This is a genomic window from Acinetobacter sp. YH16044, assembly GCF_013417145.1.
GTDB lineage: Bacteria > Pseudomonadota > Gammaproteobacteria > Pseudomonadales > Moraxellaceae > Acinetobacter > Acinetobacter amyesii.
This window is the reverse complement of record NZ_VPEK01000001.1, coordinates 286,190-298,633: the sequence shown is the minus strand read 5'-3', so window position 1 is coordinate 298,633 and position 12,444 is coordinate 286,190. Positions and strand designations below refer to the sequence as shown.

At 39.4% G+C, this 12,444-nt stretch carries 14 protein-coding genes; 7 read left to right on the top strand and 7 right to left on the bottom strand.

The genetic code is table 11. The annotated features are described in order from the left end of the window. Nucleotides 1-143: 143 nt before the first annotated feature. From FTV38_RS01330 to FTV38_RS01310, 5 genes are all read left to right on the top strand, one after another. A complete protein-coding gene (locus FTV38_RS01330; protein WP_306669395.1) occupies nt 144-1,457 on the top strand; it encodes a D-alanyl-D-alanine carboxypeptidase PBP6B in 1,314 nt (437 codons plus the stop codon). 103 nt (nt 1,458-1,560) lie between these two features. Then, nucleotides 1,561-2,862, top strand: a complete 1,302-nt coding sequence (locus FTV38_RS01325; protein ID WP_180020874.1) for an NAD(P)/FAD-dependent oxidoreductase — start codon at nt 1,561-1,563, stop codon at nt 2,860-2,862. A gap of 136 nt (nt 2,863-2,998) precedes the next feature. Continuing rightward, nucleotides 2,999-3,481, top strand: a complete 483-nt coding sequence (locus FTV38_RS01320) for a peptidylprolyl isomerase (RefSeq protein ID WP_078189067.1) — start codon at nt 2,999-3,001, stop codon at nt 3,479-3,481. Nucleotides 3,482-3,618: 137 nt separating this feature from the next. Next, a complete protein-coding gene (locus tag FTV38_RS01315; protein ID WP_180009420.1) occupies nt 3,619-4,050 on the top strand; it encodes a hypothetical protein in 432 nt (143 codons plus the stop codon). A 78-nt stretch (nt 4,051-4,128) separates the two neighbouring features. After that, nucleotides 4,129-4,602 (top strand): hypothetical protein, encoded by a 474-nt coding sequence (locus tag FTV38_RS01310; RefSeq protein WP_180009419.1) that lies wholly within the window; start codon nt 4,129-4,131, stop codon nt 4,600-4,602. Nucleotides 4,603-4,658: 56 nt separating this feature from the next. Here the strand turns inward: FTV38_RS01310 and FTV38_RS01305 are convergent, their stop codons facing one another. From FTV38_RS01305 to FTV38_RS01280, 6 genes are all read right to left on the bottom strand, one after another. Beyond that, nucleotides 4,659-5,438: a M48 family metallopeptidase gene (locus tag FTV38_RS01305; protein ID WP_168379353.1), complete on the bottom strand. Its 780-nt coding sequence runs from the start codon at nt 5,436-5,438 to the stop codon at nt 4,659-4,661. A 112-nt stretch (nt 5,439-5,550) separates the two neighbouring features. Further along, complete coding sequence (locus FTV38_RS01300) at nt 5,551-5,859, bottom strand: hypothetical protein (protein WP_078194385.1); 309 nt, start codon at nt 5,857-5,859, stop codon at nt 5,551-5,553. Between the two features lie 97 nt (nt 5,860-5,956). After that, nucleotides 5,957-6,760, bottom strand: coding sequence for a M48 family metallopeptidase (locus tag FTV38_RS01295; protein WP_180020941.1), 804 nt, complete (start codon nt 6,758-6,760; stop codon nt 5,957-5,959). 561 nt (nt 6,761-7,321) lie between these two features. Next, a complete protein-coding gene (locus tag FTV38_RS01290; RefSeq protein WP_180020872.1) occupies nt 7,322-8,641 on the bottom strand; it encodes an adenylosuccinate synthase in 1,320 nt (439 codons plus the stop codon). Nucleotides 8,642-8,707: 66 nt separating this feature from the next. After that, complete coding sequence (locus FTV38_RS01285) at nt 8,708-9,874, bottom strand: ATP phosphoribosyltransferase regulatory subunit (RefSeq protein ID WP_180003993.1); 1,167 nt, start codon at nt 9,872-9,874, stop codon at nt 8,708-8,710. A 321-nt stretch (nt 9,875-10,195) separates the two neighbouring features. After that, nucleotides 10,196-10,651 (bottom strand): Lrp/AsnC family transcriptional regulator, encoded by a 456-nt coding sequence (locus FTV38_RS01280; RefSeq protein ID WP_180020870.1) that lies wholly within the window; start codon nt 10,649-10,651, stop codon nt 10,196-10,198. Between the two features lie 142 nt (nt 10,652-10,793). On the opposite strand from FTV38_RS01280, the gene FTV38_RS01275 reads away from it, so the two are divergent. Both FTV38_RS01275 and FTV38_RS01270 read left to right on the top strand, forming a co-directional pair. Then, on the top strand, nt 10,794-11,540 hold the full coding sequence (locus FTV38_RS01275; protein ID WP_180020868.1) for an AzlC family ABC transporter permease: 747 nt from the start codon (nt 10,794-10,796) through the stop codon (nt 11,538-11,540). Next, nucleotides 11,537-11,836 (top strand): AzlD family protein, encoded by a 300-nt coding sequence (locus FTV38_RS01270; protein WP_180020865.1) that lies wholly within the window; start codon nt 11,537-11,539, stop codon nt 11,834-11,836. The genes FTV38_RS01275 and FTV38_RS01270 overlap by 4 nt, the downstream gene beginning before the upstream one ends. A 157-nt stretch (nt 11,837-11,993) precedes the next feature. Here FTV38_RS01270 and FTV38_RS01265 read toward each other — a convergent pair whose 3' ends face one another. Continuing rightward, nucleotides 11,994-12,296: a hypothetical protein gene (locus FTV38_RS01265; protein ID WP_168379360.1), complete on the bottom strand. Its 303-nt coding sequence runs from the start codon at nt 12,294-12,296 to the stop codon at nt 11,994-11,996. Nucleotides 12,297-12,444 lie beyond the last annotated feature (148 nt).

Here is a 12,444-nt window from a genome sequence, read left to right as displayed (position 1 = left end):
ATTAGATTAACATTTTTTACAACTGAATGCGGAACTGTCGCAATTGTCTACAATAATGACTAGTCAGCAGAAAAAAAAAGGCATAGCATGCCTAAAAATTTTTTCGTTTTACCACCAACGGAATGGTTGGTTAAGGAACCTCATTGAAACACATGATTTACCTCATCGCGCTGCTTAGTTTTCTATGCTCCACGATAGCAAATGCTGCCCTTTTAAATATTGTCCCTGAAACCGTTGAAGCTGAAGCTTGGACCATTTTAGACCCTCAGTCGGGTCAGGTGATTGCAGAACATAATAGCCATGTTCAGCGTGCCCCTGCTTCACTTACCAAAATGATGGTGGCTTATATTGCTTTAAAGGAAATTAAAGCAGGTCATTTAAAGAAAAATGAAATCTTAACCGCAACCCCAGTCGTACAAGTGGTTCAATGGGATGAATCACAAATGTATCTCAAAGCTGGTGAACAAATTTCAGTTGATCAGCTTTTAGCAGGTCTTGTGGTCATGTCAGCCAATGATGCCGCAGTGACTTTAGCTGAACGCATTTCTGGTGATATTCCAAAATTTATTGAACGCATGAACAAAGAAGCTAAAGCTTTGGGCATGAATGACACCAATTTTCAAAATCCAGCCGGTATTACCATGCCAGAACATTATTCATCGGCGGCTGACCTTGCACGTTTAGGGCAAGCACTGGTGACTGACACACCTGACTATTTGTATTATTCAAAACAACAAAGTTTTAGTTATAACCAACGCTTCCACCGTGCAACCAATATCTTATTAAAACAAGATCCCACCGTTGATGGCTTAAAAACAGGTTTTACTAAAGCTGCAGGTTATAACTTAGCTTTAACAGCCAACCGTTTGATCGCGAATCCTGACGCGCCAGAACGTCGTTTGATTGTTGTAGTATTAGGGGCAAAAAGTGGATTAAAACGTGCAGAAGTAGCACACAACCTCATGAACTTGGCTTATACCTATACACGTAATGAAGTTGCAATCAAAGATAAGCAATTAATTGCAGAATTACCTGTGGTTAAATCAACCTTGAAAATGTTTAAGGTGGAAACTCAACAACCTAAACTGATTACAACTTCACTTTATGATCAAGCTTATGCCATCGATTTAAAAGCTTTTGATCCTACACAGCAACGTATTCTTTTAAATACCGGCAATGGCCAAATTCAAGCCATTGAACCACTTCATGAAACACAGACTAAACTGAGTGTTGAAGTAAATGAAAAAGAACTCACTGCGCCTTTGGCTGAAGTAATGAAATTAGCCACCGTTACTGTTTATCAAAATAATCAGCTGATCAATACCTTTGATATCGAAGATGACGTGCAAATTGAAGAAGCCAATATTTTTGAGCGTTTCATGATGTGGATCAAAGGCCTTTTTAGCATCTTTAATACGGATGCAGCAGAAGTTAAAACCTACCCTTTAGGTCAATGATGTGATTATGTAACTTGTAAGACAATTCGTTATTTGTGCAATAAAGAAGATGACATACTCGTGCCATCTTCTTTTTTTCAACAATAATAAAATAGGTAATTCAATGAATAACGCTGATGACTCCAAGTTACACCATATTGTCATTGTCGGTGGTGGTGCTGGTGGTTTAGAACTGGTTACGCAACTCGTTGATTTACTCGGGAAAAAAAAGAAAGCGCGCATTACCCTCGTAGATATGAAACTCACGCATGTCTGGAAACCCCTTTTACATGAAATTGCCGCAGGCACGATGTCAGTCAGCGAAGAAGAAATCAACTACTATGCGCATGCTGCGAAGCATCATTATGAGTTTGTCTTGGCTAAGTTTGAAAATGTTCATCCTACTGAAAAAACCATTCAGCTCAGCAAAGTCCAACAAGGAAAATATGAATCTACTCAAGAACAACTGCAACTGAGTTATGACACCCTTGTTCTTGCTTTAGGCTCAGTTTCTAACGATTTCAACACGCCGGGCGTGTATGAACATTGCCACTATTTGGACAGCCTACAACAAGCTGAAATCTTCCAACAAGATCTCTTACAGTTATATTTGGATGCGCAAAATAGCAATACAGCACGTGAGTTGAAAATTGCCATTATTGGCGCAGGTGCAACTGGCGTTGAACTCTCCGCAGAATTGGTCGAAGCCAAACATAATTTTTATAAATATGGTTTAAATAAAATTCATCCGCAAAGCGTACAGATCAATTTAATTGAAGGTGCTGATCGGATTCTGCCTGCACTCCCTGAAAAAATGGCCGAGCATGCACAGCAGCAATTACAACGCATGAAAATTGAGGTCTTAACCTCTAAACGTGTGGAAAAAGTCGATGCTGAACATGTTTATTTTAATGATGGCAGTAAAATTAAAGCTGAACTGAAAGTATGGGCTGCAGGTATTAAAACACCAGAAGTGATTTCGAAGCTTGAAGGTTTTGAAAAAGACCGTATGGGGCGTTTAAGTGTGTATGCAACACTACAAACCAAAGCCTACCCTGACATTTTCGCTTTTGGTGATTGTGCTCATTGCCAACCGCGTGCAGATGAACCCGTCCTCGGCCCACGCGCTCAAGTTGCCAGCCAACAAGCGTCATTTCTCGTGGATTGCTTAAAGGCACGCATCCGTGGTCAGCAACTCCCAATGTTCGTATTTTCAGACAAAGGCTCCCTAGTCTCATTAAGTAAACATAAAGCAGTAGGTGAACTTTTAGGTCAGGTCAATGTTCAAGGCTTTGTTGCCAAATCAATGTATGTTTCATTGTATCGAATGCATCAAGCCACAATTTACGGCTATGCACATGCAGGACTATTAACGGCTAAAGATTTTGTTACACGAAAAATCGCGCCTAAAATTAAATTGCATTGAAATTTACAGATCTGCCCCAATTAATGAAAAAAGCATCATAAACATTTAAAAATTGCATTTTTTTGATAAATTTAGTCTACAAAAGTGCAATTTCACTTTATGATGTAACCCTTAAAAAATTGAATGGATCAATAACATGACTGCTATTGCAAATAACTCTGTGGTTTCTTTCCACTACACATTGACTAATGCAGAGGGTGAAACTCTCGACCAATCTCAAGGTGAGCCACTAGCATATTTGCACGGCGCTGGTAACATCATTCCAGGTCTTGAAAAAGCACTTTTAGGCAAAACTGTTGGTGAAAAATTCACTGTAACTGTTCCTGCTGCTGAAGGTTATGGCGAATACAATCCTGATCTCGTTCAAGAAGTTCCTGCTCAAATGTTCCAAGGCGTGGACAACATCCAACCTGGTATGCAATTCCAAGCTCAAACTGATGACGGCGTTCAAATCGTGACAGTTAAAGCGGTTGAAGGCGACAACGTTCTTGTTGATGCAAACTTCCCACTTGCTGGTCAAGATTTAACTTTCGAAGTTGAAATCGTTGAAATCCGTGAAGCTTCTGCTGAAGAACTTGAACACGGTCACGTACACGGTGCAGGCGGTCACCACCACTAAGATCTTCCAATCTCTAGTGCAAGAAGGCAAAGTTTTTACTTTGCCTTTTTTTATTTGCTATATTTCATGTAAAGCAAATAATTTATTGAATAAGAATGAAAACTCATACCCTTCTATTAAGTCTATGTCTCATAAATATGTCTTTTCCAGCATACGGATCTAGCGATACTTGTAGCAGTTTCGAATTAAAAAGCGCAAAGCAACTCAATCGCGTCTATCAAAAAGATGAATTCTATATTTTTTATTCGGATAAACAGAAAAGTAGAGACCGCATCCAAAATCTGAACGATACAAACAATAATGCAATTCCTGACTATATCGAAGATATTGCCATCCAAGCAGTCGCATCAAGAGATATCTTTAAACTAGCAGGATTTAGACATCCTCTAAAAAGCCCAAGATATAAGAATGTAAAGGCTATTGCCATATATGTACACGAACTAAAAGGAAATGGGCTCGCCTATGAAAACTCATCTCGAGCGCCAAGTGCCACGAATCTTAAAAATAATCTTTGCTTTATCAGCATTTCTATTTCAAATCAATTAAAAGACTTTCCTGGAAATTATTAGACTACGATCACTCACGAATTATTTCATTTATACCAATATAGCTATGCACAATTTAAAAACGCATGGTACTTGGAAAGTATGGCTAATTGGGCTGAACGTGCACTTAGACGTGATATTACACCGCAAACAACTCAATTACGTGCATTACCCCAAAATGCATTACAAGTTAATGAGCAATTCTTTAATAAAAACTATAATCACATGTGGCGGCGTTTGTTTTTCAAACAACAAAAAGATGCATTCTTAGTCCCCGATGAGCTTCTAAAGAGAACTTATATTGATGGTTCACTGGTATTTAAAGATAATGTTTGGTATGGAACTAAATTTGCAAAACATTTTTTAACCGACCTAGAAAATTCATCCATTAAAATAAGTAACGAAAAAAAATGGAACCCTTATCAATGGAAAGAATCGGATCAAAAGCTAAAGCAACGGAATTGTACAATCTTTAAAACTTATCAAAACAACCTTAAAGAATTTGATAAAAAAGATAATGAAATTAAATCTCTAAATGAAATATCATCAAAATCTATCAATGATTTTTGTTCGTGATAGAAAAAAAGCAGGCCACGGCCTGCTTTTTAAAACGGATAATTAATTCTTATGAATTAACGACGTTGGTTATAAACCTGCTGCGCTGCTGGTAGATTTTTACGCATCGCTTCAATACGTTGTGAGTTTGATGGATGCGTAGACAGGAATGATGAACCTCCCGCACCTTCAAGCTTGTTCATTTTTTCCCAAAGTGTAATCGCCGCTTGTGGGTTATAACCTGCACGTGCCATTAACATTAAACCACCTTGGTCAGCACGGCTTTCTAGAGAACGTGAATACGGTAACCCTATACCGATTTGACTACCTAACTGCGCAGCAGCAGTGCCCAATTGACCGACATTATTGCCTGCGGCACTTAAACCAATATTCAGCGCAAGATCCGTTAAAGCTTGAGCACCCAATTTACTTTTTGCATGTTCTTCAAGAGCATGGACCATTTCATGTCCCATAACCGCTGCAATTTCTGCATCAGTTAAATTTAGTTTATTGACGATACCTGTATAAAATACAACTTTACCGCCTGGAGCTACAAAGGCATTGACTTGATCAGATTTCATGACCGCCAATTGCCATTGGAACGCTTGACCCGTTTGGTTCATTTGGTCTGCATAAGGACGTAGTTTTTGGAATACAGTATTAATGCGCTTATATGTACTCGAAGAGGTATCGAGCTGATTTTTAGAACGCGCATCTGTCACCATTTTGTTATAACTTTGTGTTGCTTGCGCGTTCAATGTAGCAGTATCCGCTCCTGCCATATCTGCCACTGTCGCACAGCCCGAAATCGTCATTACACCGGCCATACACAGGCTCGTTAAAATTATTTTTTTCATTAAGGATACTCCAGACCATTAAAATATAAGTGAATTTATGGATATTATATTCTTATGGTTTGGAGCTTAAAACGAAGTTATAGCGACTTATAATAGTATTTATGTAATTTTTTTAAGCTGAAAATTGAAGAACCAACCAATAGATTAAACAAACCACATTCAAGCCTAAATAAACATGCATTAATGGCTTGATTTTTTCTTCTAACTGCACATTTTTTCGCTTAAAAAATAGGACAGCATTTTGTATCAAAACTATAGGTACAAGAATACAGGCAATAATCACCGACAAACCAATTAGGGCTTGATAAATCAATTGAGGATCTTGAGTTTGGGCACGAATAATCATCATGGCAATGGTAGGTGCTCCCCCCATCGCAAATAATAAAGAATAAAAAATGGTCGTCGAAATATTCTTTTGCATCCTGCACTTCTCTTCCTAATTTAAATTGCATTTTAGCAACTCAACACAAAGTGTGTAGCGAACTAAAATGCAACTTTAGTCTTGAAAACAGCCGATATTAACGACGTACACTCGATGGTGTCGCATTTTTATAATATTGCTGTGCTTCTGGCATCATTTTTTGCATAGCAGCAATACGGTCATTATTGCTTGGGTGTGTAGACATAAATTTGCTCAGTGCGTCGTTGCCACTGTTATCATTCGCATTCATTTTTTTCCACAATGAAATCGCCGCTTCTGGATTGTATCCAGCCTTTGCCATCATCACTAGGCCACCTTTGTCTGCGCGGCTTTCCAAATTACGTGAATACGGCAAGCCCACACCGAACTGACTCCCCAAGTCAAGCAAGGTTGCACCATAGCCACCTGCTGCATTACCTACGTATTGTGAACCTATACTCACTGCAAGATTAGTCAGTGCAGAAGCACCAATTTTATTTTTTGCATGTTCCTCTAAGGCATGCACCATTTCGTGGCCCATGATTGCCGCGACTTCATCATCCGTGAGTTTGAGTGTTTCGACGATTCCTGTATAGAAAACAACTTTCCCGCCGGGTGCAACATAGGCATTGATTTCTTTAGACTTGATCACGGCAACTTTCCAATCAAAAGCCTGACCCGTTTGATTCATCTGATCTGCAAATGGTTTCATTTTCCAGAAAACACGGTTTACTTTTTGATATGTCGCAGATTTGGTATCAAGAACTTGTTTGCTTTGTGCATCTTTCAGCATTGCATTATAAGACTGAGTTGCCTGTAAGTTCAATGATGCAGAATCAGCACCTGCAAGATCAGCAATCGTGGTACAACCTGATAAAGAAGCTGCTACGGCAAAGCATGCCAAAGATTTTTTATAATTCATCATGATCTCTAGTTATTTATAAAGAGTGTCAAATATATACAAAAAATTGACTGACTCAATATTTTTATGCTTATTTTTTTCAAAATCTTTATTTTTCCATTATTTAAATTTAATATCTGATGTTACCCCGTAAAAATAATTTCACATTTTTTAAATACTTTTAAGTATATTCGACGGAGTCTTACATCTAGGGCTTAAATACAGGGATTAACCTTCGGCTGGAGGTACACACATGAAACAATGTTTCTCATTAGGCAAAATGAGAAGCGTGCTTCGCAAGGAAACCATCTTGCTGTGCAATGCACCTCACCGACAAAACTCGTTCACTAGTGTCAAATTATTCACAGTATTGCAATAACATTTTTAATTAAAAGTTGTCCTGTCTCAAACACTTGCGGATGACCTTACCGCGTATCATTCTTTTATTTGAATCAAATGGCACTTCGGATGTTACTGCGTTTATCAGTTAATAATACCTGTCGGTTTTTGAATTTTTATTCTTCGCCCTATAAAAAAAGCCCCGCTTTCGCGAGGCTTTTGACATCTTAATTCAACAGCACATTATGCGTCGAATGGATGACGTAATACGATTGTTTCATCACGGTCTGGACCTGTTGAAATGATATCGATTGGACATTCAATCAATTGCTCTAAACGTTTCACATAGTTAATTGCATTTTGTGGCAATTGATCTAGTGATTTCGCACCGAAAGTAGACTCAGACCAACCTGGCATAGTTTCGTAGATTGGTTTTAAAGTTTCAAATGCAAGCGCATCAGAAGAACCTACACAACCTGAATCAGCTGCTTCGTAACCTACACAGATTTTCACTTCTTCTAAACCATCTAGAACGTCTAGTTTAGTTAAGCAAATACCTGAAAGTGAGTTCACTTCTACAGAACGACGTAGAATTTCAGCATCAAACCAACCACAACGGCGTTGACGGCCAGTAGACGCACCAAATTCTGAACCAACTGTACCTAAGTGTTTACCGATTGCATCACCAACATCGTTCGCAGCATCATAAACAAGTTCAGTTGGGAACGGACCAGCACCTACACGAGTTGTGTACGCTTTAGTAATACCCAATACATAGTCAAGGTGTAATGGACCAAGACCTGAACCTGAGCTTACGCCACCAGCAGTTGTATTTGAAGAAGTAACATACGGATATGTACCGTGGTCAACGTCAAGAAGTGAACCTTGCGCGCCTTCAAACATGATTTTCTTACCTGCTTTACGGTAAGCATGAAGTTCGCCAGTAACGTCCATCACCATAGGTTCGATAACTTTACGCCATTCGTCACAAAGAGCGATCACATCTTCAACTTTAACGGCTTCAACACTGAAGAATTGAGTCAATTGGAAGTTATGGTATTCAAGAAGCTCTTCAAGTTGAGCTTTAAGATGAGCACCACCACGCACCAAGTCAGCAACACGGATTGCACGACGAGCCACTTTGTCTTCGTATGCAGGACCGATACCACGACCTGTAGTACCAATTTTCGCATTGCCACGTTTTTTCTCACGTGCTTGGTCAAGTGCGATATGGTGTGGAAGGATCAACGGACAGTTTGGAGAAATACGTAGACGTTCACGTACAGGCACGCCTTCTTTTTCTAAAACTTCCATTTCATGGATTAAAGCTTCAGGTGATAAAACAACACCATTACCAATTAAGCACAATACGTTGTCACGTAAAATACCAGATGGAATGAGGTGTAATACAGTTTTCTTACCACCAACCACAAGTGTATGACCTGCGTTGTGTCCGCCTTGATAGCGAACTACCGCAGCCGCTTGATCTGTGAGCAGGTCGACGATCTTACCTTTACCTTCGTCGCCCCATTGGGTACCAAGTACCACAACATTCTTGCCCATAATAGCCTCATTGCATCATGCTGTTAAAATTGGAAAAAACGTGTGTGCCCGCAGGCACATCCGCGATTAAATTTGTTTGATTGTCCACTCGCCATTTGCATTCACCAACTGGTGCGTTGCATACGGTGCTGAGTTTAAATCATCATTACCTAACAATTGAACCACACTGAACCCTTCAGTACGTGCTGCCTCAATTGCCTTTAATAAATCTGCTTCGATGCCTTTTGGTGCAACCAAAACTTGGCTTTTCTGAACTTGACCAGCAGTTAATGCATATAAGTCACAAGAGAAACCTGTTGCTGGACGCGCACGACCGAAGTGTTCACCAATACCGTCATAGCGACCGCCTTGAGCCAAAGGCGCAGCACGGTTTGGTGCATATACGGCATACATTAAACCAGTGTGATAATGGTATGAACGAAGTTCAACCACATCTATACCAATGTGTAAGTCTGGCCAACGGGCTTGGATTGCCGCTTGAGTCGATTTCACTGCATCAAATGCAAGTTTAAATGCTTCGTTATTTAAAACTTCAGCACTTAAATTTGCTTGTAACGCATCTAAATCACTTGCAAAACGACCTAAGGTATAAAAATCTTGACCGAATGGAAGCTTTTGTGTGAATTCAGCAAGTTCAGGTAGAGCTTTACGTTGATACAAGTCAGATAACTGACGTTCAACTGCTTTGCTCAAGCCAGCTTGTTTCACCATGCTGCGGAATAAACCGACATGCCCTAAATCAAGATGGATACCATCTGCATGACCTGCTTTAGCAAGCAAGTTGATCATGACATCAATCAGTTCAACGTCAGCATCAATGCTGTCTGAACCAAATAATTCTGCACCTAACTGTAAAGGTGCACGTGTGGTATTAAAACCCTGTGGTTTAGTATGTAGTACTGTACCAGCGTAGCAATAACGAGCTACACCTTCGACAGGATGTACATGCGCATCAATACGAGCCACTTGTGGTGTCATATCGGCACGCACACCAAGCAAACGACCTGAAAGTTGATCGATCACTTTAAAAGTGGCTAAGTCTAAATCTTGATTCGATTCTGAAAGAGAAGATAGAGATTCGATGTATTCAATGAATGGCGTGTACACCAACTGATAACCTCGAGATGCGAGGAAATCTAATGCTTCACGACGCAAAGATTCAATCACTTGCGCCTGTTCTGGCAGTACATCAGCTACACCATCAGGTAATAACCATGTCTCTGAAATGGGCATGTTGTAAACCTAAATTCTTGTCAGCGCGGAACAAATCCGCATAAAAAAATCGGGAGCACACCCGATTTCTCCTAGTTTAGCACGATAGTTTTACGCTTGCACACGACTTTTTCATAAAAGATGCTTCAGCATTCATTACTTCATCTACAGCTTTAACTCTTACAACTAAATCTATGTTTATGCTTATATTTTAAAATCCTATGAACGTTATTTTTTAACCATTTGATAAAAAATAATAAGCGTCCTACTTTCTATAGATGAAGTTTTAAACAAAGTTATAAAATATGATCAGGCTCAATAACTTAATTTAAGACACGAACATCAATCCAATGGAAGCGCTGTAGTTTGTTTAACGGCCTGTAACGGTATCTCTGTTTTTACATTTTGCACACTGGCAATCTGCGTTAAATGATGAATCTGAAACTTTCGATAGGCTTCTAAATCTGCCACGACGATACGTAAGAAAAAGTCACAATCCCCTGCCATGAGTTGACATTCAACCACCTCAGGCATCGTTTGAATCGCTGCGACAAAATCATTCACGGTTTTTGCATCTTGACCTTTTAGCCAAATCCGCGCAAATACCGTTAAACTTAAATTCATTTTTGACTGATTCAGTAAAGCCACATATTTCTCAATATAGCCTTCATCTTCTAGTTGCCTAACCCGTCTCAAACACGGCGAAGGTGATAAACCAACTAGTTGGGCCAATTCATTATTTTGTAGTTTTCCATTTTGCTGTAATGCTTGCAAAATGCGTTTATCTATCTGATCCATCAATAAAGGCACTAAATTTCACAATAATCTTTATTTTAGCAATTTTATTGCACAATAAAAGCAATCTTCCATAAAATAGCTGCCAAATGCTGCTCAGATATCCATAAAATATTGCTTTCGATCTCGCTTCATGGAAAACGTCATGTTGATGTTTAGACAAAGTACACTCAATCACACCCACTCACAGCATTCTATTGAGTTTAAACGAGGTCTAAAAACATCTATTCCAATGCTGCTGGGCATTATTCCTTTTGCATTAGTTTTGGGTGCTCAGGCAACACATAAAGGCTTTTCTAGTTTAGAAGTTCCGCTTTTGACTGGCCTTAACTTTGCCGGTGGTTCTGAATTTGCCATTTTGGAAGTTTGGACCAATCCCCCTAATATTCTCATGCTGATGTTTATTACGTTTTTAGTGAATAGTCGGCACCTATTAATGGGGGCGAGCCTTGTCCCGTATTTACGACATTTACCGAATCGTACGGTTTATACCGCTTTATTTTTTATGTGCGATGAAAGTTGGGCTGTGGGTTTGGCTGATGCGCAAAAAAAATCTAATGTTTTGGGAATTCAGCGCGCCTTTAGTTTGATGTTCTATGCAGGCTTATGCTGTGCTCTATATTTGATGTGGGTTGGCTTTACCACGCTAGGGGCAATGATCGGGCCGATACTTGGCGATATTAGTCGACTTGGTTTTGATATGGCTTTCCCTGCTGTATTTCTTTTTTTACTGCGTGGCATGTGGAAAGGCTTTAAAGCGGCGCGTCCATGGCTGGTCAGTTTGATTGCCGCATCTTTGGCTTACTTGTATCTCCCTGCGGGCTGGTATGTTCCGATTGGTGCAGTTACTGGCATTGCTTCTGCATTTTTCCTAATTGGAGATGATGTATGATCCACACTAGCACCCTGATCGCGATTCTATTTATAGCCTTAACCACTTACCAGACCCACATCTTGGGTTATGTATTACTGAAAAATCGTAGCCTCACCAACAAACAGCGTCAAATCATGGAAGTTGTTCCCGGCTGTGTATTGATCTCAGTGATCGCGCCCTATTTTGTCAAAGATCATCCTGCTGATTTAATCGTGATGGCCATTACCCTATTTGCAGCATCACGTTTTTCATTATTGCCTACCGTTGTGATTAGCATGCTTTCAGCAGCCGTGTTAAGACAAATTTTGATTTAGTCCCATACGATCATGTTTTGAATAACGAAAGAACTACGATTTAAATCCAATGATGATGAATATTAGGAATCATCTTATTTGATAAAAAATACCCATACCTTGAGATCACATGCTTCATGCAGATATCGAGCTATGGGCAGTCTTCTTTATCTTTCGATTAGCTTTGATCGGTTTTGACCACTTTTGCCAAAATGTTCACCAATTCTGCATTTTGCAATTCAACTTGCTGTAATTTGTGAGTGGTTTGATCTAATACTTCTTGCTGGATATGCATTTTCTTTGCAAGGTCTTGCATAATTTCCAAGGTCTTTTTCAGGTTGGCTTCTAGATGCACCACTTTTTCCTCGAGTGGCAAGGTTTCATGCGCGGTAGATTGCGATACGTCACGATTAAACTGTAGCCAAATTAAAAATATAACCGCCAGCGCCAATAATAAAATAAATCCCCAAAGTAACATCAACATCATGCTCAATACTCTTTATATATTTCTTTGACTTTCATCTTAAACAATAAATCGGCTGTGCTTGAATATTTTTTAAAGTTTTTCAATATTTTCGAGATACATCAACGACATTACGCATGATTTTTCATCTAATTTTAGAAAATAA

Coding starts and splice junctions, on each gene's coding strand:
- FTV38_RS01325 (WP_180020874.1), top strand. CDS start 1,561: ATGAATAACGCTGATGACTCCAAGTTACACCATATTGTCATTGTCGGT.
- FTV38_RS01315 (WP_180009420.1), top strand. CDS start 3,619: ATGTCTTTTCCAGCATACGGATCTAGCGATACTTGTAGCAGTTTCGAA.
- FTV38_RS01320 (WP_078189067.1), top strand. CDS start 2,999: ATGACTGCTATTGCAAATAACTCTGTGGTTTCTTTCCACTACACATTG.
- FTV38_RS01300 (WP_078194385.1), bottom strand. CDS start 5,859: ATGCAAAAGAATATTTCGACGACCATTTTTTATTCTTTATTATTTGCG.
- FTV38_RS01285 (WP_180003993.1), bottom strand. CDS start 9,874: ATGCCCATTTCAGAGACATGGTTATTACCTGATGGTGTAGCTGATGTA.
- FTV38_RS01275 (WP_180020868.1), top strand. CDS start 10,794: ATGTTGATGTTTAGACAAAGTACACTCAATCACACCCACTCACAGCAT.
- FTV38_RS01310 (WP_180009419.1), top strand. CDS start 4,129: ATGGCTAATTGGGCTGAACGTGCACTTAGACGTGATATTACACCGCAA.
- FTV38_RS01270 (WP_180020865.1), top strand. CDS start 11,537: ATGATCCACACTAGCACCCTGATCGCGATTCTATTTATAGCCTTAACC.
- FTV38_RS01290 (WP_180020872.1), bottom strand. CDS start 8,641: ATGGGCAAGAATGTTGTGGTACTTGGTACCCAATGGGGCGACGAAGGT.
- FTV38_RS01305 (WP_168379353.1), bottom strand. CDS start 5,438: ATGAAAAAAATAATTTTAACGAGCCTGTGTATGGCCGGTGTAATGACG.
- FTV38_RS01280 (WP_180020870.1), bottom strand. CDS start 10,651: ATGGATCAGATAGATAAACGCATTTTGCAAGCATTACAGCAAAATGGA.
- FTV38_RS01295 (WP_180020941.1), bottom strand. CDS start 6,760: ATGAATTATAAAAAATCTTTGGCATGCTTTGCCGTAGCAGCTTCTTTA.